This window comes from Galactobacillus timonensis, assembly GCF_900240265.1.
GTDB lineage: Bacteria > Bacillota_I > Bacilli_A > Erysipelotrichales > Erysipelotrichaceae > Bulleidia > Bulleidia timonensis.
Genome location: NZ_LT964740.1, coordinates 534,024 through 554,025, shown reverse-complemented (window position 1 = coordinate 554,025; position 20,002 = coordinate 534,024). Strand labels below are relative to the sequence as shown.

At 53.2% G+C, this 20,002-nt stretch carries 22 protein-coding genes and 1 tRNA gene; 18 read left to right on the top strand and 5 right to left on the bottom strand.

Annotated features, from left to right (window positions below; all coding sequences use genetic code 11):
* The 3 genes from C1714_RS13195 to C1714_RS13185 form a co-directional block, all read left to right on the top strand.
* On the top strand, positions 1–533 hold a 533-nt coding region (locus tag C1714_RS13195), incomplete at its 5' end, for a hypothetical protein (protein WP_210115352.1).
* Positions 533–859, top strand: coding sequence for a hypothetical protein (locus tag C1714_RS13190; RefSeq protein ID WP_102343661.1), 327 nt, complete (start codon positions 533–535; stop codon positions 857–859). The genes C1714_RS13195 and C1714_RS13190, both read left to right, overlap by 1 nt.
* A 94-nt stretch (positions 860–953) precedes the next feature.
* Positions 954–1,169: a phage holin gene (locus C1714_RS13185; protein WP_102343660.1), complete on the top strand. Its 216-nt coding sequence runs from the start codon at positions 954–956 to the stop codon at positions 1,167–1,169.
* Positions 1,170–1,519: 350 nt separating this feature from the next.
* Here the strand turns inward: C1714_RS13185 and C1714_RS13180 are convergent.
* Positions 1,520–1,593: transfer RNA gene (locus C1714_RS13180), tRNA-His, on the bottom strand.
* A gap of 96 nt (positions 1,594–1,689) precedes the next feature.
* On the opposite strand from C1714_RS13180, the gene C1714_RS13175 reads away from it, so the two are divergent.
* Genes C1714_RS13175 through C1714_RS13160 form a run of 4 tightly spaced genes read left to right on the top strand, consistent with a single transcriptional unit; the run spans position 1,690 to position 6,700 of the window.
* Positions 1,690–3,033, top strand: a complete 1,344-nt coding sequence (locus C1714_RS13175; RefSeq protein ID WP_210115351.1) for a TrkH family potassium uptake protein — start codon at positions 1,690–1,692, stop codon at positions 3,031–3,033.
* Positions 3,034–3,045: 12 nt separating this feature from the next.
* The gene (locus C1714_RS13170; RefSeq protein WP_102343659.1) at positions 3,046–3,699 is read left to right on the top strand and encodes a potassium channel family protein; all 654 of its coding nucleotides are present in this window, start codon (positions 3,046–3,048) and stop codon (positions 3,697–3,699) included.
* 29 nt (positions 3,700–3,728) lie between these two features.
* Positions 3,729–4,997, top strand: coding sequence for a 2-hydroxyacyl-CoA dehydratase subunit D (locus C1714_RS13165; RefSeq protein ID WP_102343658.1), 1,269 nt, complete (start codon positions 3,729–3,731; stop codon positions 4,995–4,997).
* Entirely contained in the window at positions 4,994–6,700 is a 1,707-nt protein-coding gene (locus C1714_RS13160) for an acyl-CoA dehydratase activase (RefSeq protein WP_102343657.1), read from the top strand. The genes C1714_RS13165 and C1714_RS13160 overlap by 4 nt, the downstream gene beginning before the upstream one ends.
* 62 nt (positions 6,701–6,762) lie before the next feature.
* On the opposite strand, the gene C1714_RS13155 is transcribed toward C1714_RS13160, so the two are convergent.
* From C1714_RS13155 to thrC, 4 genes are read right to left on the bottom strand one after another with little or no spacing between them, the layout of a single operon-like run.
* Positions 6,763–7,236, bottom strand: a complete 474-nt coding sequence (locus C1714_RS13155; protein WP_102343656.1) for a peptidylprolyl isomerase — start codon at positions 7,234–7,236, stop codon at positions 6,763–6,765.
* A 45-nt stretch (positions 7,237–7,281) separates the two neighbouring features.
* Positions 7,282–7,719 carry an ACT domain-containing protein gene (locus tag C1714_RS13150; protein WP_102343655.1) on the bottom strand — a complete coding sequence of 146 codons (438 nt, stop codon included), beginning with the start codon at positions 7,717–7,719 and terminating at the stop codon, positions 7,282–7,284.
* Complete coding sequence (gene thrB, locus C1714_RS13145; protein WP_102343654.1) at positions 7,701–8,582, bottom strand: homoserine kinase; 882 nt, start codon at positions 8,580–8,582, stop codon at positions 7,701–7,703. Before thrB ends, C1714_RS13150 begins: the two co-directional genes overlap by 19 nt.
* A complete protein-coding gene (gene thrC, locus C1714_RS13140; protein WP_102343653.1) occupies positions 8,575–10,056 on the bottom strand; it encodes a threonine synthase in 1,482 nt (493 codons plus the stop codon). Before thrC ends, thrB begins: the two co-directional genes overlap by 8 nt.
* A 93-nt stretch (positions 10,057–10,149) precedes the next feature.
* Here thrC and C1714_RS13135 point away from each other — a divergent pair, with 93 nt between their 5' ends.
* The 11 genes from C1714_RS13135 to C1714_RS13085 all read left to right on the top strand — a co-directional run bounded on the left by C1714_RS13135 (position 10,150) and on the right by C1714_RS13085 (position 19,968).
* Positions 10,150–11,280: a homoserine dehydrogenase gene (locus C1714_RS13135; RefSeq protein WP_102343652.1), complete on the top strand. Its 1,131-nt coding sequence runs from the start codon at positions 10,150–10,152 to the stop codon at positions 11,278–11,280.
* Positions 11,277–12,620 (top strand): aspartate kinase, encoded by a 1,344-nt coding sequence (locus C1714_RS13130; protein WP_102343651.1) that lies wholly within the window; start codon positions 11,277–11,279, stop codon positions 12,618–12,620. Before C1714_RS13135 ends, C1714_RS13130 begins: the two co-directional genes overlap by 4 nt.
* Positions 12,617–13,609, top strand: a complete 993-nt coding sequence (locus tag C1714_RS13125; RefSeq protein ID WP_102343650.1) for an aspartate-semialdehyde dehydrogenase — start codon at positions 12,617–12,619, stop codon at positions 13,607–13,609. The genes C1714_RS13130 and C1714_RS13125 overlap by 4 nt, the downstream gene beginning before the upstream one ends.
* A gap of 39 nt (positions 13,610–13,648) precedes the next feature.
* Positions 13,649–14,299, top strand: coding sequence for a hypothetical protein (locus C1714_RS13120; RefSeq protein ID WP_102343649.1), 651 nt, complete (start codon positions 13,649–13,651; stop codon positions 14,297–14,299).
* A 74-nt stretch (positions 14,300–14,373) separates the two neighbouring features.
* Positions 14,374–15,186, top strand: coding sequence for an energy-coupling factor transporter ATPase (locus C1714_RS13115; protein WP_102343648.1), 813 nt, complete (start codon positions 14,374–14,376; stop codon positions 15,184–15,186).
* A complete protein-coding gene (locus C1714_RS13110) occupies positions 15,177–16,037 on the top strand; it encodes an energy-coupling factor transporter ATPase (protein ID WP_102343647.1) in 861 nt (286 codons plus the stop codon). Before C1714_RS13115 ends, C1714_RS13110 begins: the two co-directional genes overlap by 10 nt.
* Positions 16,030–16,830, top strand: coding sequence for an energy-coupling factor transporter transmembrane component T family protein (locus C1714_RS13105; RefSeq protein ID WP_102343646.1), 801 nt, complete (start codon positions 16,030–16,032; stop codon positions 16,828–16,830). The genes C1714_RS13110 and C1714_RS13105 overlap by 8 nt, the downstream gene beginning before the upstream one ends.
* Entirely contained in the window at positions 16,820–17,836 is a 1,017-nt protein-coding gene (truA, locus tag C1714_RS13100; protein WP_102343645.1) for a tRNA pseudouridine(38-40) synthase TruA, read from the top strand. Before C1714_RS13105 ends, truA begins: the two co-directional genes overlap by 11 nt.
* A 102-nt stretch (positions 17,837–17,938) precedes the next feature.
* Positions 17,939–18,373 (top strand): 50S ribosomal protein L13, encoded by a 435-nt coding sequence (gene rplM / locus C1714_RS13095; protein WP_102343695.1) that lies wholly within the window; start codon positions 17,939–17,941, stop codon positions 18,371–18,373.
* A gap of 13 nt (positions 18,374–18,386) precedes the next feature.
* Positions 18,387–18,794 carry a 30S ribosomal protein S9 gene (rpsI, locus tag C1714_RS13090; protein ID WP_102343644.1) on the top strand — a complete coding sequence of 136 codons (408 nt, stop codon included), beginning with the start codon at positions 18,387–18,389 and terminating at the stop codon, positions 18,792–18,794.
* 94 nt (positions 18,795–18,888) lie between these two features.
* Positions 18,889–19,968 carry a CocE/NonD family hydrolase gene (locus C1714_RS13085; RefSeq protein ID WP_167850074.1) on the top strand — a complete coding sequence of 360 codons (1,080 nt, stop codon included), beginning with the start codon at positions 18,889–18,891 and terminating at the stop codon, positions 19,966–19,968.
* Positions 19,969–20,002 lie beyond the last annotated feature (34 nt).

Here is a 20,002-nt window from a genome sequence, read left to right as displayed (position 1 = left end):
CGATCTTCTCTGCCGACGGTATCCGCTATGCGCACTATCGCGGTTCCAAGGCTTACACCTCAGCCTGGTATCAGGCTTTCGTGGTGCACTTCACGGATGGCACCTATGGCAATGGCGTGAGTAAAGGCGCAGTCCAGCCGAAGTACATCTGGCAGGCCCTTCAGAGTATGGGCGCGGATGTTGTTGCCTTTATGGATGGCGGGTCCGGCGGTGTCGGATCGGCGCAGATGCTCTACTGGGACGGATCAAAGATGGCCACCTATCAGTCAAGCGGCCGGGCAGTGGCCGACATCACAGTCATCTACAACAAGGCGGTCGATAGTAAGACTGCCGAAGACGCTGCGGACAGCGGCGCAGAGGACGCCAGCGCGGCCGAAATCGCGGCGCTAAAAGCACAGGTGGAAGGACTGGCCGCTCAGCTCAAGACGGCCACCAAAGAGGCTGAAACAGCGAAATCTGAAAAGGATTCCGCGAAAGCCGAAGCCTCTGCACTGGCGGAGAAGATCAAAAAGATCAGGGAGATCGTCGCCTGATGACAGCACTGTTCTGGCAGACATTATTGACCGCCTTCATCACAGGAGGCGGATGCAGCATCATTCTCTATCTGCTCCAGCGTGCCGATGCGAAGAAAGACAGAAACAACGAAGAGTATGAAAAAATGGCGTTTCTTCTTCGCGGTCTGGGGCACGATCGCATTATGGATCTGGGGCCGAAATACATAGCCCGCGGGTCAATTACAAAAGAGGAATACGAAAATCTTCATGACTACCTGTTTGTCCCTTACTCTAATCTGGGCGGTAACGGAACAGCTAAAAAGGTCATGGATGAGGTCGATAAGTTACCTATTAAAGATAGCTAAACCCGATGCGAAAACGGTGTAAACCACCGAAATAAGCGATTTTATTCCGTTTCGCATCGGAAATTAGCACGCGAAATGAAAGAGAGGTATCATTATGAAACTTTCAGATAATCTGTACAACATTTTGAAATGGATCTGCCTTATTGCAGTTCCGGCACTGATCACGCTGATCAGCACACTCGGCACGATTTACGGATGGGATACTACGGCGATCACAGCTACGATCGGTGCGATCGCAACATTTGTTGGTGCCCTCATCGGCATCAGCAACCGCAACTACTACAAGAACGACACATCTGATCCTGAGTGAGAGGAGGTGATCCTTGTACCTATGGTACCGTTATTTGACGGGCCATTTCAGTATTAACGCTACAACGAACCGCAGAGAGAGCGGGAACGTGCGATATCGCACTCTCACGACGAGCAGGCTACTCGCCCATGTCTATCTTACTGGCGTTGAAAAAACCAGCAAAGCGTCAGTTTAAGAAATCCAACAATTTTGAGCTGCGGATGTCTGCCTAATGGTGGGCATCCTTTTTTTGTGCCTTCTCAATCATACACGCATGCTGTTTTCCAAAAATGGTGTAACTTTTGGTGTAACTTTACGCCAAAGCATAAGAAAAACCGCATAAATATGCGGTTTTCAAAAAAGGGTAACAGGGCGGCTAAAGGGACTCGAACCCTTGAGTGCTGGAGCCACAATCCAGTGTGTTAACCAACTTCACCATAGCCGCCATCAGCAGTAACGATTCTAACCTAACGGGCAGTTATGTGCAAGGGCGATTTTTAGATGAGTGTGCGGTAAAATAATCTTCTGTGGAGGGCTTGCAGTGGGTTTTCTTTCAAAATGGCTGTATTCCCATAAGGTTTCTACGTTTCAGATCATTTCGTTCAGCTTTGCGCTGCTGATTCTGATGGGTACGGTACTATTGATGCTGCCGTGTGCGACGGCGAGCGGAGAGTCGGCAGGATTTCTGACGGCCTGGTTTACGGCGACGTCGGCAAGCTGCGTTACGGGGCTTGTGCTGCAGGATACGGCGCTGTACTGGTCCCTGTTCGGGAAGATTGTGATCCTTGTACTAATTCAGGTTGGCGGTGTCGGTGTGGTTACGATTGCGGTTCTGATTGCGCTGGCGGCGGGAAAGAAGATCGATCTGATGCAGCGTGGACTGATGAATTATTCGATCTCTTCGCCCCATGCGGGTGGAACGGTGTCTTTGACCCAGTTCATTGCGCGCAGTGTGGTGTTGATTGAGCTGGTCGGTGCATTGTTGATGTGGCCCTCTTTTGCCGGTGTCTTTGGTGTTTGGAAGGGACTCGGGGCGGCTGTTTTTCATTCGGTGTCTGCCTTCTGCAATGCGGGCTTTGATCTGATGGGGACAAAGTCAGGTGCTTTTTCTTCGCTGACTTCGTTTGCGAATAATCCTGTGATCAATATCGTTGTAATGACGCTGATCATTCTTGGCGGTCTGGGTTTTCTGACGTGGCAGGATGTGCTGGTGAACAGGTTCCGGCTGACGCGGTGCCGTCTGCAGACGAAGCTGATTCTGTCTGCGTCTCTGGTTCTGATACTGGTTCCGGCGGCTTTGTTCTTCTTTTTTGAATATGGCGATGTGCAGAGCAGCCAGCGGGTGTGGATGTCTCTGTTTCAGTCGGTGACGGCGCGTACGGCGGGTTTCAATACGGCGGATCTTTCCACGATGTCGGAGAGCGGGCAGATGTTGATGATCATTCTGATGCTCATTGGCGGCTCGCCCGGTTCGACCGCTGGCGGTATGAAGACGACGACGGCTGTGATTCTGTTCAGCTGGCTGTCGAGTGCGATGCACCGTGAGTCGCGGCCGAAGATGTTCGGGCGGCGTATTACGCAGAGCAGTGCCAACAATGCGGCGACGGTTCTGATGCTGTATCTGGTGTTGTTCTTGGGTGGTTCGATGATCATTTCACGTCTGGATCATCTGCCGCTGCTTGCGTGTATGTTTGAGACGGCTTCGGCGGTTGGTACGGTCGGTGTGACGCTCGGGCTGACGACGAAGCTGTGTGCGTCGAGTCACGTGATTCTGATTGCTTTGATGTTTATTGGCCGTGTTGGTGGTATGACGCTTGCCTATGCTGCAATCGGCCGCAGCAACTATGAGCAGCAGTATCCGCAGGAAGATGTGATGGTTGGATAGGAGGAGAATGCGATGCGATCGGTTCTGTTGATTGGACTGGGAAGATTCGGACGCTATACGGCACAGAAGCTGAATGAGCTGAATGTGCAGGTCATGGCGGTGGACAAGGATGAGCAGCGGGTTAATAAGGTGCTTGGCTATGTGACCAACGCACTGATCGGTGATTCGACGGATCAGAACTTTCTGAAGTCACTTGGCATCAATGACTATGATGTGTGCATCGTTGCGATCGGGGATGACTTCATCAGTTCTCTGGAGACGACGTCTCTATTGCATGAGATGGGGGCGAAGAAGGTCATCAGCCGGGCAACCGGCATGTCGCAGGAAAAGTTTCTGCTGCGCAACGGGGCCGATGTTGTCGTGTTCCCGGAGCGTGATCTTGCCAATGAGACGGCGATCCGGGCTTCCTCTTCGTCGGTTTCGGATTACATGAATCTGGAAGGGGAGTATGCGATTTTTGAGATTCTGGTCCCTGAGAGCTGGTATGGAAAGACGGTTGCGTCGCTGAGTATTCGCAACGTGTACAGGGTCAACGTTCTTGGTATCCGCAAGGACGGTGTCATGAACATGCATGTGACGGGGGATACGGTGATGGAGAAGGGCGCTTCGGTGATGGTGCTTGGCAAGGAGGCGGAAATCTTCAAAAGCTTCCATTTGGCCGAGTGATTTTCGCTGGGGGTTAGAATAATTTACATATGAGCACATTGATTGAGCGTTTCGGTGCCTATGTTGGCAATAAGGCGGAAACGGATCCAAAGGCTGCGCGGCGGCTGATTCTTGCGGCATACAGGGGATTCGGCTGGTATCAGAAACATAAACCGGATCCGCGGCGGCCCTACAGTCGGCAGATTCTTGCTGATGCCAGCATGAAATTCATGGTGGATGGTTTTTCGCATCCGCAGAAGGCGGCACTGGTGTCGATCTTTACGCCCTGTGAAATTCTGCAGGCGTTCGGCATTCATCCGATGTGCGCCGAGATGTTTTCAACTTATCTGAACGGGGCCGGGGCGGAGGCTCCGTTTGTTGCGGCGAGTGAGGCGGCAGGCATTTCTTCGACGTTCTGCAGCTACCATAAGGTGCTGATGGGTGCGGCAGAGACGGGTGTGCTTCCCAGGACGGGATATATTGTGAATACGTCGCTTGCCTGTGATGCGAATAATCTGACGTTCCGTGCTATCAGTGAGCAGATGGGCATTGAGCAGATGTATATCGATGTCCCCTATGCAAAGAATGATGCGTCGGTTGACTATGTGGCTGATCAGCTGCGACAGCTGCCTGCGTTCATTGAGAAACAGACGGGGACGAAGATGAACGAAGTCCTTTTCCGTGAAGCCATTGAGCGCTCTCATGAGACGATCCGTCTGTTAAGGGCTTCGATTCCCTATCGGAAGACGAAGTGGCTGTCCGGTGATCTGACAAGTGAGCTGTATGAGGCATTGATGGTGCATACGGCGTTAGGAAGCAGGGAGGCACTTGCCTATGCGCGGGCACTTCTTGAGGACTTCAAGAATGCGCCGGAAGATCACGGGCACCGCCTTCTCTGGATGCATACAAACCCGTTCTGGCAGAAGCCGGTGATGGAGATGCTCAACTACCGTGAAGACTTTCATGTGGCGGCGACAGAGCTGAGCTATGATGCCTGGATTGATTATGAAGAGAAGGATCCGTATCGCTTTATGGCGAGCCGGATTGTTTACGATGTCTACAATGGGCCGGCCACGGATCGGATTAAGCTGGCGGAGCAGATGGCGGCTGAAGTTGGTGCCGACGGGATTGTTGTGTTCTGTCACTGGGGCTGCAAGGAGACCTGCGGCATGAGTGCACTGGCCAAGACTCAGCTGGAGGCGGCGGGCTATCCGACGCTGATTCTGAACGGTGACGGTGTGGATCGCAAGAATACGAGTGATGGTCAGATGTCGACGCGTCTTGGGGCATTTCTGGAGATGCTGGAGGATGGAAGATGATCTATACGGCATGTCGATATGCGCCGGTGGAACTGTTTGCCGGTTTTCGTACCCAGGTGGCGCGGCTGGACCCGGTGGTGAAGGACTATGCCTGTGCCGAGGCGTGTACGCATCCCAATCTCTGCGGCTATGCCAAGGCGCTTTATGAAGAAATTCAGGCGAAACATGTGGATGAGCTGGTGCTGACGGACTGCTGTGATGCGACGCGGCGCCTTTATGATGTGCTTGCCAGTGAAGGAAGGATGAAGTTTTTGTGGCTTCTGCCGCTGCCGCATAAAAACGGTGAGGCGGAGATCCGCCTCTTCGCCGGGGCGCTGGAAGATCTTGAGCGTGCCTACAGCAGCTATCGCTGGAAGACGTTTGACGTGGATCTGGCCATCCAGGCGTATGAACGTCAGAGAACATCGGAAGAAGAGAAAATGGAAAAAACCGGAACCTGTATCCGGATTGCAGGTGCCCATGCGTCCGGGGATCTGGTGGAGACGGTAGAGAAGATCTTCCCCGGCGTCGATGTTGAAAATGCGACCTGTACAGGCAATCGGGCAATGTTAAAGCCTGCCGGTGACAGGGACAGTTTCTTTCTCTGGTATGCGGACTATCTGCTCAATCAGCCGGCTCCCTGCATGCGCATGCAGCACAATGGCATTGCAGGCGAAACAGAAAATATGGCAGATAACAAGTCCATGAAGGTACTGGGAACGATCTTTCATACGATCAAGTTCTGTGACTTTTACAGCTTTGCCTATCTGAAGGAAAAGACGTCAGAGACGCCGTTATTGAAGATTGAAACCGATGCGACGCAGCAGAGTGAAGGACAACTGCGGACGCGGCTGGAGGCGTTCCGTGAAGAACTCGGGCTGGACGATCTGGAGGAAAAAATGACAGAGATGAATCAGAATGTCAATAGACCGGTATATACGGCAGGCATCGACAGCGGATCGGCATCGACGGATGCCGTGATTCTCGATGCACAGTGCAGTATTCTTGGGCGTGCGATTGTCCCAACCGGGTCCGGGGCAGTGGACGGCGCAAAGAAAGCACTGGCAATCGCGTTGGAACAGGCCGGACTCAGGCAGGAAGATCTGACCCGGATTGTGACAACCGGCTATGGCCGTTCCTCGATCGAGATCGAAGGACGGGCGGTGACTGAAATTACATGTCATGCGCGCGGTGCTCATTTTCTGGATCCTCAGGTGCGTACGGTGATCGATATCGGCGGCCAGGATTCGAAGGTCATCTGTATCGATGAAGACGGCAGGGTGAAGAACTTCGTCATGAATGATAAGTGCGCTGCAGGTACCGGGAGATTTCTGGAGATGCAGGCGCAGGCGATGGGACTGACGATGCCGCAGATGAGTGAGAAAGGTTTGCAGTGGAAGAAGGATGTGATGATCTCTTCGATGTGCACCGTGTTTGCGGAGTCGGAAGTTGTAAGCCTCGTGGCGGAAAACGTTGCGGTGGAGGATATCATCCATGGCCTGAACAAGGCGATTGCCGAGAAGACGGCTGGCCTTGTATCCCGTTCCAGTGGGGGACCGGTATTTATGATGACAGGCGGCGTAGCTCAGAATCAGGGTGTCGTTGAATGCCTCTCGAAGAAGCTGAATGCAGAGGTGCGCGTGTCACCGGATGCGCAGGTGTGCGGATCATTGGGTGCAGCGTTAATCGCATTGGAATCGCTTGGGATCAAGCAGGCAGAATAAAAAAAGCGGCGTGCCGGAGGGCACTGTGCCGCAGAAATAACAGAGAATTGGAAAAGTCTGGGTTACTCTTCGATCCAGACTTTTTTCATGACGACCGGCGTCAGGGGACGATCACGCAGATCCGTCTTGACGGAGGCAATGGCGTCGACGACATCCATTCCTTCGACAACGTGGCCGAACGCTGCGTACTGGCCGTCGAGGTAATCCGCATCCTGGTGCATGATGAAGAACTGCGAAGAGGCGGAGTTGGGATCCATGGCACGGGCCATGGAGATGGTTCCGCGCTTGTGCTTGATAGGGTTCGGATGGCCATTGGCTGCGAATTCGCCGACGATTTCTTCGTCGCTGCCGCCCATGCCGTTGCCCAGCGGGTCGCCGCCCTGAATCATGAAGCCCTTGATGATGCGATGAAACGTTAAGCCGTCATAGAAGCCCTTGTTTACGAGTTTCTTGAAGTTGGCGGTTGTGATCGGAGCGGCTTTCTCGTCAAGTTCGATCTTGATCTGTGCGCCGTTGTCCATTTCGATAATGACCATAGTTGTGTTTTTCTCCTTGAACGTGACTATCCTATCACGAAGCCTCTATTCCATGGCGTCGAGATGCACGTGCTGAACGGAAGGAAGATCCTGAAGCTTCACCAGGATTCCGGCAACAGTACCGTTCAGATTGCGGATATCCAGCGCAAGAATGACGCTGGCTTTCTGGTCTGCCGGTGCAGACTGGGAAATCGTAAGGATGCTCGCGTTGGAAGAGGAAACGACCTTCAGAACTTCTGAAAGGGCTCCGGTCTCATTCTTAAGAATCATGGAAATAACGGCTTTGCGGCTGGTTTCCACTTCGGAGGGACGGAAGACATAATCCTTGTACTTGTAATAGGTGTTGCGCGAGATGCCGCAGCGCTTGACCGCTTCGGTGACTGTGGCTGCCTCCTTGGACTGCAGAAGCTCTCTGGCCTCGATGACCTTTTCGTATTCTTCCGGAAGGATAGCGTTTGCGACGATCAGATAATCGGGCGCCATAGGCCATTCTCCTTGATTGCCAGACCATGGGGATCAATGGCTGTTTTCCGGATATCCCAATGGACCGGCTGTTCTCTGACTTCCTGCATCCCAGAGGCGGACAGGGGACGCTGCGAAATCAGCAGGCACGTAGATCCGCTGCCGCTGATTAAAAGTATGCCGCCCGTATCCTTTTCTACCGTCTTTTTCAGTTCATCGAATCCGGCAATCAGCTTCTTCCGGTACGGCTCATGAATTACATCATTGGCTGCCGCCTTCAGCGCAGTCATGTCGCCGTTTCGCAGACCTTCACTCATCCAGATCGCATGACCGAGGGCAGAACCGATGACACTGCGCGGATAGGTTTCAGGAAGAACCACACGCGCATCCGCCGTCTTTACTTCAAAATCCGGAATGAACACCGTGAAGCACCAGGACGGATGAAGCGAAAGAGGTCGCGTCATATAGATGCCTTCGCCTTCCTTGAGACTGGCAGTCAATCCGCCATAGACGGCAGGAGCCGCATTGTCCGGATGCCCTTCCAGTTCCGAGGTCTTTTCAAAGATGAAATCGGCATTCAGCGGCCTGTTTTCAACCGCCAGCGCTGCCGTAACGCCGGCAGCAGATAAGGCCGCCGAGGACCCCAGTCCACGGGCGGAAGGAATGTCCGCATCAAAACGGACACGGACATGTCTGTTTGAGATGGAATGGAATGCCTTGAGAAACAGGTTGTCAGCGTTGTTGTACTGGGGCGCAATGTTCAGAAGCTCGTCGCTGATACTCTCTTCGGCAGTAAAGGTATCAAAGATCTGAAGTGCTGCGCCAAGGCAGTCGAAGCCGGCGCCGAGATTTGCCGTCGTTGCGGGGACGCGTATTTCAATCATGGGCGAGTTCCTCCATCTGTTTCTGAATCAGATCAATGCCGTCCTTGACTTCGATTGTCCTGTCAAAGCGAAGAGGCAGAGAGGCCAGCCGGGCAAGAGGAGAAGGAACCTTTGTCCCCGTTTCTTCAGAGAGTCTGTCCATTGCCGCAAACGGATCCGAAACGATGGATCCATTGACTGCCTTAAGAACATTGCCTGCAAACTTATAAGGGCTTGCCGTGGAGAGAATGACCGCCTGCGTGTGATCACCGGACGCTTCACGATACTGCCTGAGACCTTCGGCGGCGACTGCCGTATGCGGGTCCATGAGGTAGTGATGTTTGTTCCAGGTATTCCTGATTTCTTCTGCACACTGTTCTTCGCTGCAGGAATATCCCCCGAAGTCCTGACGGATTGATTCCAGCATCGTGGCAGGAACCGTATACTGGCCGGCTGCGCTGAGCTGACCCATGCATGTTTCTACGAAAGCAGAGTCACCATTACTCTTGAAATACAGCAGGCGTTCCAGGTTGGAAGAAATGAGAATGTCCATGGAAGGGGACATTGTGACATGGAATGGACGATGAATGGAATAGGTTCCGCTTTCCAGAAAATCGGTCAGGACGCGGTTGGAATTAGAGGCACAGATCAGTTTCTTTACGGGGAGACCGATCTGCTTCGCCAGCCAGCCGGCAAGGATGTCGCCGAAGTTTCCGGTCGGTACGACAAAGAGAACCTTTTCGCCCGGGGCAATCTTCTTCTGTTTCAGAAGATCCTGATAGGCCGCAAAGTAATAAACGATCTGCGGTACGAGTCTTCCGATGTTAATCGAGTTTGCCGAGCACAGGCGTACGCCTGAAGGCAGATGCACCCGGGAAACCGCTTCCTTGACCAGCCGCTGGCAGTCGTCAAAGTTGCCGTTGACGGCGATGACATTGACGTTTTTTCCGGGTGAGGTGCGCATCTGCAGCTCCTGAATCGGCGATACGCCGTTTCTTGGATAGAAAACAGTGATTGCAGTATGCGGAACGTCAGCGAAGCCGGCGAGGGCCGCCTTGCCCGTATCGCCGCTGGTCGCTGTGAGAATGGCTACGGTTCCGGTCTGTTTCTGATCGTTGTATGCCGTCGTTAACAGGCGCGGCAGAATTGTCAGCGCCAGATCCTTGAAGGCACAGGTCGGCCCGTGCCAAAGCTCCAGAACCGAAGCTGCTTCATCAAGAACGATCGACGGCGCAATGGCCAAAGTGTCAAAGTTCATGGCACTGTAGGCACCATTGATGCACGAGCTGAGTTCGCCCGCGGCATAGTCATCAAAGAAACGGGACAGTATCATCTGCGCAAGATCGCCATAGGAAAGATCAGAAAGACGGCTGATATCAATTTTTTCCGGCATCTGTTCCGGAACAAACAGGCCGCCGTCATCGGCGAGACCTTTCAGGATTGCTTCTTTGGCTGCGATCGGATCCGCATGACCACGGGTACTGAAATAGCGCATTGGGATTCTCCTTGTGTCTGAAACACATGCATGATACTATGTCCATGTTTTAAAAACAACTGTACTTGAAATAAAAACATCTGGGGAGAAGAAATGTTAACGATCGGATTGCTCGGTTGCGGCGTCGTGGGAAGCGGCGTTATGAACCTGATTGATGATCCGGCATCGGACGTATGCCGGAATATGCGGATCAAGCGAATCCTTGCCCGTTCCTTATCGGAAAAGGATGATCCAAGAATCACAACGAACTATGAAGACATTCTGAATGATTCTGATATTGATACTGTCATCGAATGCATGGGCGGGGATGAACCTGCCTTTACGTATGTTAAGGCCGCTCTGGAATCGGGCCGCAATGTCGTATCCTCCAATAAGAAAATGCTTGCCCATCATCTGATGGAGCTCGAGGACCTGGCAGAGAAACATCATGTCAGCCTTCTGATGGAAGCGGCCGTCGGCGGAGGCATTCCTTTCCTGTGCACGGTTCATGATCTGGAAATGGTGGAGCCGGTGACCGCCTTTGAAGGCATCTTCAACGGCACGACGAACTATATCCTTGATTCCATGACCCGTACCGGTCAGCAATTTTCCGAAGCTCTCAAAGCTGCGCAGGACGCCGGCTACGCTGAGCGCAATCCTACCGATGACATCAAGGGGTATGACGTTCGCTACAAGGTGATGCTCAGCTGCGCCGCTGCATTCCAGATGTTACCGGCAGAAGATTCAATTGTCACCTTCGGCATCGATCGGATCGGCGATGAGGAATTTTCCTTTGCCAAAGAAAACGGATACGTCATCAAGCTGATCGGATCCGGATCAAAAAATGAGGCAGGCATTGCGGCCTGCGTCATGCCTGCCTTTGTCAAGGCCGGCACGGTCCTGGCCGCAATTGATTCCAATCGGAACGGGATAACAGTGAAAAGCCCTGCCCTTGGAGAGGCAACCCTGATCGGTCAGGGGGCAGGCAGTCTGCCGACGGCGCACGCTGTCGTTTCCGATGCGGCCCGCATTCTGGAAGGAAAAGCGTACGCATGGAAGAATCTTGAGAAGACGGAGGCTGTTTCATCTTCGGCTAAGGTGTTCTACGTGCGCGGTGGAAATGTGCCGGCATCGCTTGTTCACTCGCATGAAGGAAACGCGGTGCTTACGGTTGGCGTGACATTGTATGAACTGATGCCGTATGTGCATGCGGAAAACTGTGTTGTTCTGGAGGTGCAGTCATGATCAAGGTAGCGAAGTTCGGCGGATCATCGCTGGCGGATGCGGGACAGTTTCAGAAGGTGAAGGCAATTGTGGAGGCGGATCCTTCGCGGCGCTTCGTCGTTGCCAGCGCGTGCGGAAAGTCGTCGCCGTCGGATCATAAGGTGACGGACCTGCTGTATCTGTGCCAGGCGCATCTGCGCTACGGGGTCAGCTATGAACCAATCTTCAAGGAGATCGAGACGAAGTATTACGCAATCAAGGAGGCGCTGCATCTTTCGCTGGATCTTGATGCGGAGTTCGCCCGGATCCGGAAGATGATGAACAAGGATGTTTCGACGGATCTTCTGGTGAGCCGGGGCGAATATCTGACGAGCCGGCTGCTGGCGGAGTATCTTGACTTCGATTTTCTGGATGCGGCCGATGTGCTTGCCTTTCATTACGACGGGACGATTGACTATGAGCGTACGGCGAGCCAGCTTTCTTCCAGAACGGGTGAGCGGGGCGTTGTGATTCCCGGTTTCTATGGTGCTCTTCCCAATGGGGCGATCCGCGTCTTCTCGCGCGGGGGCAGTGATGTGTCCGGTGCCGTGATCGCCAATGTTGTGAATGCGGATGTGTACGAGAACTGGACGGATGTGCCGGGCTTTCTGGTTACGGATCCGCGGATCGTGAAGGATCCGATGCCGATCAAGCGGATCAACTACAGTGAGCTGCGCGCGATGAGCTATATGGGCGCCAATGTGCTGCATGATGATGCGGTGTTTCCGGTACGTTCCAAAAACATTCCGATCAACATTCGTTCGACCAATGACCCCGATGCGCCGGGGACGATGATTCTTTCGGACTGCAGCGAGATGGATGCTATGGATCCGCCTCCCATCATTACGGGCATTACGGGACGGAAGAATTTTACGGCGCTGACGCTGACCTGTTCGCATGCCAGTGCGCTGCCGGGATATCTGCGGCAGATTCTTGAGGTGTTCGAGGAGTTCAAGGTATCGGTAGAAAGTGTTCCGATGACGGTGGATACGATCAGTGTCATCGTGAGCAGTGACGCAGTCAGTGAAAATCTGTATGATATTGTCAATCAGCTGCGGGAAAAGATTAAACCTGACAGTCTGAAGATCGAGGAAAACCTTGCAATGATTGCAATTGTCGGCCGGGCGATTCAGGAGAAGCCGGGCATGTCCGGAAGGCTGCTGTCGGAGTTTGGCCGCAATCAGATCAATATCAAGGTCATCAGCCAGAGTGCAGATGAGCTGTGCGTCACGGTTGGCGTCAATAACCGTGACTTTGAGAAGGCGGTCCGCTGCATCTATGAAAAGTTCATTGCGGAAGAAAGCAAGGGGGCAGAAGGATGAAGATCGGTGTACTTGGGGCAACCGGGGCAGTCGGCCGTCAGATGCTTGCGTGCATGGAAGAGCACGGCATTGTGGCGGAGGAGCTGCGTTTGTTTGCCAGTGAACGTTCGGCGGGAAAGGAGCTTTCCTGCATGGGACACACATGGAAGATTGAGGTGCCCTCTGCCCAGCGTTTTCAGGGACTGGATGTTGTGTTCGGCGCAGTGGATGCGGACCTTTCGCGAAAGTGGGCGCCAGCCATTCAGGCTGCCAGGGCGCTGTACATTGATAATTCCAGTGCGTTCCGGCTGGATCCGGATATTCCGCTGGTGGTGCCGCAGATCAATGGACGCGATGTGCTTGATGCCAAGAAAGGCATCATTGCCAATCCGAACTGTTCGACGATCATTACGCTGATGGCGGTGGCGCCGCTGCATCGGATCTCGCCGCTCAAGTCCATCATTGCCAGCACGTATCAGGCGGTTTCGGGCGCTGGCAATAAGGGCATTGAGGAGCTGGAAATGGAACAGAGGGCGCTGCAGGAGGGAAAGGAGTTTACGCCTTCCGTGTTTCCGGTGCAGATTGCCAACAACTGTATTCCCTGGATCGGCAGTGAGAAGGAAGACGGCTTTACGAGCGAGGAGCTGAAGATGCGCAATGAGGGCCGCAAGATTCTTCATGATCCGGATCTGAAGGTGACATGTACATGCGTGCGTGTGCCGGTGTTCCGTTCGCATTCGATTTCGGTATCGGTGCAGTGCGCCCGGCCGGTTTCGGTACAGGAGGCGGCAGATGCGATCGGCCGTTTCCCGGGTGATGTGCTGATGAAGGACGGCTATCCGACGCCGTTAATGACAAGTGGTCAGGATCAGGTGTATGTGGGCAGGCTGCGTCCGGATCCGGTGCTGGACGGTGGCATTGCGCTGTGGTGCTGCGGGGATCAGATCCGCAAGGGAGCCGCTGCCAATGCGGTGGAGATTCTTGATTACATTCTGGCGAATCGTGCGTAGCCCTATGCTAAAATGGGATCATTGCACAAGAGGTAACGTATGAACAGATTTCTTGGAAAACTGATCGCTTCCGCTGCAGCCGCGGCGGCGGTAGGTGTCATCGCTGCGGTATATAACAACAGGAAAGACGCGAATGAAGAAGTAAAGAAGGATGATGCGGCGTCGGACGATGATGCAGTAAGCTTTATCGATATTGAGGATGGCGGGGAGCCTGCGTCTCCGGAAACAGAACCGGAAGAAGAAGCGGCAGTAGAAGAAGAGAAGCCGGCCGATGAACAGCCGGTTGATGAACAGGCGGAAGAAGAGGAGCCGGAAGAGACACAGCCGGCGGAGGAAGAGGCTGCGGGCGCAAATGAGCTGGATGCGATTGCGCAGCTGTATCCCTATCTTTCGAAGGAATTCATTGCGCAGCAGTTTGCGAAGAACGCAGACTACAACCGTGAGTATCCGGCGGATACGCTGGTGCGTTTGATTCATACGGTCCAGTTCGATGATCCTGCGGCTCTGACTTCGTTTGAAGAAATTGCACGCCGGCGGGGCTATGAGATAGAGCCGTCCGGTGATCATGAGGTAAAGATTTCGCGTCGTCTCTTTACGGAGAACGGTGCGATTCTGTCGGATATCTATAATGTGGCAAATCAGACGGCATGCCTGAACGGCAGCTGGCTGGGCGTTGACATTGTACGTTAATGAGCGTTAAGACAGCCTGCGGGCTGTTTTTTTTCGGCGTTTTGCTATAATAGGTGCGCTTTGGAGCAATGTGAATGGGAATTGTTGAAGTTGAAAATCTTAGCTTTTCATACGATCAGCTGCATAACGCGGTGGATAATGTGTCCTTTTCTGTTCCGGAAGGCAGCTATACGGCGATTATCGGTCAGAACGGTTCGGGCAAGTCGACCGTGGCGAAACTGATTACCGGCCTTCTGGAAAAGAAGGCGGGAACCGTGAAGATCGACGGTATGGAGCTGAATGAGGAGAATCTGCGCGCGATCCGGCAGGAAGTAGGCATCGTGTTTCAGAATCCGGACAATCAGTTCATCGGTTCGACGGTGCGGGACGATATTGCCTTTGGTCTGGAGAATCATCAGGTGCCGCAGCCGGAGATGGACGGGATCATCGATACCTATGCGAAGCGGGTTCATATGGAGGATTTTCTGAACGTGGAGCCGACGCATCTGTCCGGTGGGCAGAAGCAGCGGGTAGCCATTGCGGGCGTACTGGCGATGCATCCGAAGATTCTGGTGTTCGATGAGGCGACGAGCATGCTTGATCCGCAGGGAAAGGCGGAGATCAAGCAGGTGATCCGTTCGCTCCATGAAGACAGGAAGCTGACGATTCTTTCGATTACGCATGATATTGACGAAATCAGCAACAGTGATTATGTGATTGCGCTGTGCGAGGGCAGGGTTGCAATGACGGGGACGCCGCATGAGATCTTTGCGGATGAAAAGAAGATCCGTCAGATTCATCTGGATCTGCCGTTTGCGATGAAAATGGCAAGGCAATTGCGTGCACATGGCGTCAAGGTCGATGACTGCATTACGATGAAAGGACTGGTGGATCAGCTGTGCCGATAGCCTTTGAACATGTGAGCCACGTATATGGTGAGGATACGCCGTTCAAGTATGCAGCGTTGACGGATGTGAGTCTGGAGTTTTCGATCGGAAAGATGACCGCAATCATCGGTGAGACGGGATCGGGAAAAAGTACGCTTGTGCAGCATCTCAATGCGCTGCTGCTGCCGACACGGGGCCGGGTGCTGGTGCTGGACAGGGTGATTGAGGCGGGAGAGCCAGCCAAGGGTCTCAAGTCTCTGCGGGGCCGGGTCGGCCTTGTGTTTCAGTTTCCGGAGTATCAGCTGTTTGAGGAGACGGTATTGAAGGATGTGTCCTTTGGACCGAAGAACTTCGGCGTTTCCGAGGAAGAGGCAGAGAAGAAGGCGAAGGCGGCGCTGAAGATGGTCGGTCTGGATGACAGCTTTCTGGAACGCAGTCCTCTGGAGCTTTCGGGCGGTCAGAAGAGACGCGTTGCGATTGCCGGAATTCTGGCGATGGATCCGGAAGTGATCGTGCTCGATGAGCCGACCGCGGGCCTGGATCCGGAAGGTACGCTGGAGATGATGAACCTGTTTTCCAAACTCAACAAAAAGATGGGGAAGACAGTGCTGATCGTCACCCACGATATGGAGCAGGTGTTTTCGTTCTGCGACGAAGTGGTTGTGATGGAGCACGGGCAGCCGCGCATTCATACGAGTGTGAAGGATTTTTTCCGGGACGGGAGCCTGTGCCGGGAAATGAACATTCTTCCACCGGCATTGATTCAGTTCAAGGAGCAGCTGAAGGAAGCGGGATATTCGATCAGCGACGATGCAATGACCATGGACGCGGTGGCGTCGGAAGTGGCGAGGCAGGTGAAACATCATGGGTAATGTGACACTTGGTCGTTATATTCCGCTGGATTCGCCGATTCATAAGATGGATCCGCGGGCCAAGATCGGGGCCATGTTACTGATGCTGGTGGCGATCTTCTTTCCGGCGGGCTGGATCGGCTATGCGGTGCTGTTTGCGGCATGCACGGTTCTGATTCTTTCGGCGAAGCTGAGCTTCCGCTATGTGTGGAAGAGTCTGAAACCGATGATGGTGATGATGTGCTTCCTTCTGATCATTAACATTCTGGTGGTCAAGACGGGTACGGTTCTGTTTTCGATCGGTTCGTTTGTGGTTTACAGTGATGCGGTGCTGCAGACGGCCTATATTGTGGTGCGTCTTCTGTTGATGATCATGGTGACGACGACGCTGACGGCGACGACGAAGCCGCTGGATATGACGCTTGGGATCGAGGATCTTCTGCAGCCGTTCGGGAAGATCGGTGTTCCGTATCATGAGATTGCGATGCTGATCAGTATTGCGCTGCGGTTCATTCCGGATCTGATCGATGAGACGAACCGGATCCTGAAGGCACAGGAGTCGCGCGGCGTAGATATGCAGGAAGGAAAGCTGAAGGAGAAGATCATGGCGATCCTTTCACTGATCGTTCCTCTGTTTGTGTCGGCTTTTCAGCGGGCGGAGGATCTTGCCAATGCGATGGAGGCCCGCGGCTATGCGCCGGGTGAGCCCCGTACGCGCTACAAGGTGCTGAAGATGCGGGGGACTGACTGGCTGTTGCTGGGATTTGCGGCGGGTCTTCTTGTGCTGATGATTGTCTTTGCCTATGCGCTATAAATGTACGGTTTCCTATATCGGAAAGAACTACTGCGGGTGGCAATCGCAGCGAAACGGCGACAGTATTCAGGAACAGATTGAGCATGCGCTGTACCGTCTGACAGGTGAGAAGGTGAATATTCTTGCGTCCGGGCGTACGGATAAGGGTGTCAATGCGGCTGGTCAGGTGTTCCATTTTGATACGGACAAGGTGATGCGGCCGCGCAAGTGGCAGGGTGCGATCAATGCCTTTCTGCCGGATGACATTCATATCTGCAGTGTAGAAGAAGCTGAGCCGCACTTTCATGCGCGCTATTGTGTGCGTAAGAAGACGTATGCGTACCGGATTCACTTCGGTGAGGCGGATGTTTTCTCCAGGGAGTATGCCTATCAATGTCCGTATACAGTCGATAGCGGGAAGATGAAGGCTGCGGCAGAATATCTTGTCGGGAAACATGATTTTGCGGCATTATGTTCAAACTCGTTCCAGGAGACGCCGGATCAGGTGCGTACGGTCTACGATATTTCCTTTACGGAAGAAGGAGATATGCTGACGATCCGCTTTACGGGTGACGGCTTTCTGCGTTATCAGGTGCGGATGATGAGTGCACTTCTGCTGGAAATCGGACAGGGCAGAAGGAATGCGGAAGACATTCCGGGGATACTGGCGAGCCGCTCCAAGCGTCTTGCGCGCAAGAATGCGCATCCCGAAGGGCTGACGCTGGAGAAGGTGGAGTACTTCCGCATTCTTGCGGAATCCGAGTCGACGGTCGTCAAGGAACTTACGGAAGAGTATCCGGAGATATATGAGCGCTTCAAAAATGATCCGGAGCATTATGTGATTGCGGACCGTCATCTTCCGATCGTGTTTGCCATGGTGACAGTAAACCATGAGCAGTCAGAAATTCATCTGTTTTCTTCGGAATACAAAGAGAAGACCGACACCGTTTTCCAGGAACTGAGCGAGGCTCTGCAAAGGCGGAAAATCCGCTTAAGATACGGCTCAAACATTGTAAAAATGGATTGACGAATAAAGGTGTCCTATCTAAAATAATAGACGGCTATCCGAGCCGAAGATTGTAGCCCCGGTAAAGTTACAAATCGGAAAAACTGGAGGATAAGGTTTATGATGCGTCAGACAACAATGGCGAAGCCTGCAGAGATGAAGAAGCAGTGGTATGTCGTAGATGCGACAGACTGCACACTCGGCAGACTTGCAACACAGGTAGCGAACGTATTGCGCGGCAAGAACAAGCCGATCTTCACTCCGAATGTTGACTGCGGTGACTATGTGATCGTTGTCAATGCGGACAAGGTAAAGATCACCGGCGATCAGGATGCGAAGAAGATGTATTTCTCTCATTCGATGTGGCCGGGTGGACTTCGCGTTCGTTCGACCAAGGTAATGCGTGAGCAGTACACGGTTGAATGGGTGGAGAAGGCTATTAAGGGCATGCTGCCGCACAACAAGCTGGGTGATGTGCAGAGAACTCATCTGTTTGTTTATGAGGGACCGGATCATCCGCACGCTGCGCAGAAGCCGATCGAGCTTAAGGTGAAGTAAGGAGTAAAAGACTATGGCAACCAAGAAGAAGAATACAGTTACGTATATTGGAACAGGCCGTCGTAAGACGTCTGTAGCCCGTGTCTTCATGACTCCGGGTACCGGTGTGATCACAGTCAATGGCAAGTCTCTGGAAGAGTATCTGCCGCAGGCTGTTCTTCGCATGGAAGTAAACAGCCCGCTCGTTCTGACTGAGACACAGGGACAGTTTGATATCAAGGTCAACGTCGCTGGCGGCGGTTATGCCGGCCAGGCAGGCGCAATCCGTCATGGTATCTCCCGCGCTCTGCTTGAGGCTTCGGCGGATTATCGTCCGATCCTGAAGAAGGCTGGATTCCTGACCCGCGATTCCCGTGAGAAGGAACGTAAGAAGTACGGTCTCAAGGCAGCTCGTCGCGCTCCGCAGTACAGCAAGCGTTAATCGGTTTGTCTGGAAGCTCGCAGAAATGCGGGCTTTTCTTTTGGACTTAGAAACTGAGATCAGGAAGAGGAACGGTGTTTGTCTAGAGAATGGTATGAAGATACTGTTGATTCTGGCGATGGCTGTTTCCTCTTTTTCTGTTGTAAGAAAAGAGAATGTCTCCGTGTTTCGTCTCTATGTGGAATGTAACCATGATATGGACGGGGACGGGTGGATGGATTGCATTCAGTTGCTGGTGTTTGTTCCTGGGGGAGGCGGTGTGTTTCCGACGGTTCTGCTGGCGAATCCATACGGTATGGGAACATGGACTGAGGATGTGCCGGTTTCTTCTCAGCCGTCTTCTGCACCAATGGGTTATGGGAAAAGGCGGGAAAGGCTTCAGGAAGCCCTCCCTTCCAATGATCCCTTCGCGGCAGAACTCTGGATGGATGAACGTGACCGGGATCTGATTCATCAGCTTTTGGAAGAAGGGTATGCGGCTGCGGTCTGTGCGGGGCCGGGGACCTTTGGCTCGGATGGATGGAATACGGTGCTTGGCAGTCAGGAACGTGCGGCGTGGACGAGTATTGTTTCGTTTCTGCGCAATGAGGAAGCTGCGTTTCTGGAACCGGGAGGTGGCAGGATTACGGATGCGTTCTGGAGTAATGGGACCCTTCTGTTTCTTGGTCATTCGTATGGTGGTGCAATCGGACTTTCACTCGTGCAGCAGGATCCGGCGCTCTTTGATGCGATGATTCTCTCGGCACCGGTAACGGACTGGCAGAAATGGTATGAGACGGCATTGAGGCATTCCAGTCAGCCGTTGGCAGATCTTGCGCGCTTCTGTTCTTCAAAGGTATTTGAGGAGCGTGAGCGGAATGCGTATCTTTTCTTTCTTTCGCTTCTCGAAACAGAGGCTGCCAGCGGAAAGGCGTGGAACGAGAGAACGTATCTTGATGCGCGTCCGGAGTGTCCGGTGCTTCTTTTGACATCATTTCGGGATGAAATCATTCCCTCTTCGTCGGTATATGAACTGTTTTCTTTGTGGGAAGAAAGCGGAATCCCGGTTTCGGTTGGACTGCATTCTGGTGGCCATATGGTGCCTGATATTCCTTCGTTTTTTGCGGACTGGATGGATGAAGCAGGGAGAAGAGGATCCGTTTCTTCCCGCGTTTACGAATTTTTTGGAAAATGATTCGGGAACTGTGCCCTGGCGGTACTAAAGAACA

What these genes read in the sequence shown, in the direction of transcription:
- C1714_RS13190 (WP_102343661.1), top strand. Translation starts at nt 533, where the DNA reads ATGACAGCACTGTTCTGGCAGACATTATTGACCGCCTTCATCACAGGA.
- C1714_RS13185 (WP_102343660.1), top strand. Translation starts at nt 954, where the DNA reads ATGAAACTTTCAGATAATCTGTACAACATTTTGAAATGGATCTGCCTT.
- C1714_RS13170 (WP_102343659.1), top strand. Translation starts at nt 3,046, where the DNA reads ATGCGATCGGTTCTGTTGATTGGACTGGGAAGATTCGGACGCTATACG.
- C1714_RS13165 (WP_102343658.1), top strand. Translation starts at nt 3,729, where the DNA reads ATGAGCACATTGATTGAGCGTTTCGGTGCCTATGTTGGCAATAAGGCG.
- C1714_RS13160 (WP_102343657.1), top strand. Translation starts at nt 4,994, where the DNA reads ATGATCTATACGGCATGTCGATATGCGCCGGTGGAACTGTTTGCCGGT.
- C1714_RS13155 (WP_102343656.1), bottom strand. Translation starts at nt 7,236, where the DNA reads ATGGTCATTATCGAAATGGACAACGGCGCACAGATCAAGATCGAACTT.
- C1714_RS13150 (WP_102343655.1), bottom strand. Translation starts at nt 7,719, where the DNA reads ATGGCGCCCGATTATCTGATCGTCGCAAACGCTATCCTTCCGGAAGAA.
- thrB (WP_102343654.1), bottom strand. Translation starts at nt 8,582, where the DNA reads ATGATTGAAATACGCGTCCCCGCAACGACGGCAAATCTCGGCGCCGGC.
- thrC (WP_102343653.1), bottom strand. Translation starts at nt 10,056, where the DNA reads ATGCGCTATTTCAGTACCCGTGGTCATGCGGATCCGATCGCAGCCAAA.
- C1714_RS13135 (WP_102343652.1), top strand. Translation starts at nt 10,150, where the DNA reads ATGTTAACGATCGGATTGCTCGGTTGCGGCGTCGTGGGAAGCGGCGTT.
- C1714_RS13130 (WP_102343651.1), top strand. Translation starts at nt 11,277, where the DNA reads ATGATCAAGGTAGCGAAGTTCGGCGGATCATCGCTGGCGGATGCGGGA.
- C1714_RS13125 (WP_102343650.1), top strand. Translation starts at nt 12,617, where the DNA reads ATGAAGATCGGTGTACTTGGGGCAACCGGGGCAGTCGGCCGTCAGATG.
- C1714_RS13120 (WP_102343649.1), top strand. Translation starts at nt 13,649, where the DNA reads ATGAACAGATTTCTTGGAAAACTGATCGCTTCCGCTGCAGCCGCGGCG.
- C1714_RS13115 (WP_102343648.1), top strand. Translation starts at nt 14,374, where the DNA reads ATGGGAATTGTTGAAGTTGAAAATCTTAGCTTTTCATACGATCAGCTG.
- C1714_RS13105 (WP_102343646.1), top strand. Translation starts at nt 16,030, where the DNA reads ATGGGTAATGTGACACTTGGTCGTTATATTCCGCTGGATTCGCCGATT.
- truA (WP_102343645.1), top strand. Translation starts at nt 16,820, where the DNA reads ATGCGCTATAAATGTACGGTTTCCTATATCGGAAAGAACTACTGCGGG.
- rplM (WP_102343695.1), top strand. Translation starts at nt 17,939, where the DNA reads ATGCGTCAGACAACAATGGCGAAGCCTGCAGAGATGAAGAAGCAGTGG.
- rpsI (WP_102343644.1), top strand. Translation starts at nt 18,387, where the DNA reads ATGGCAACCAAGAAGAAGAATACAGTTACGTATATTGGAACAGGCCGT.
- C1714_RS13085 (WP_167850074.1), top strand. Translation starts at nt 18,889, where the DNA reads ATGAAGATACTGTTGATTCTGGCGATGGCTGTTTCCTCTTTTTCTGTT.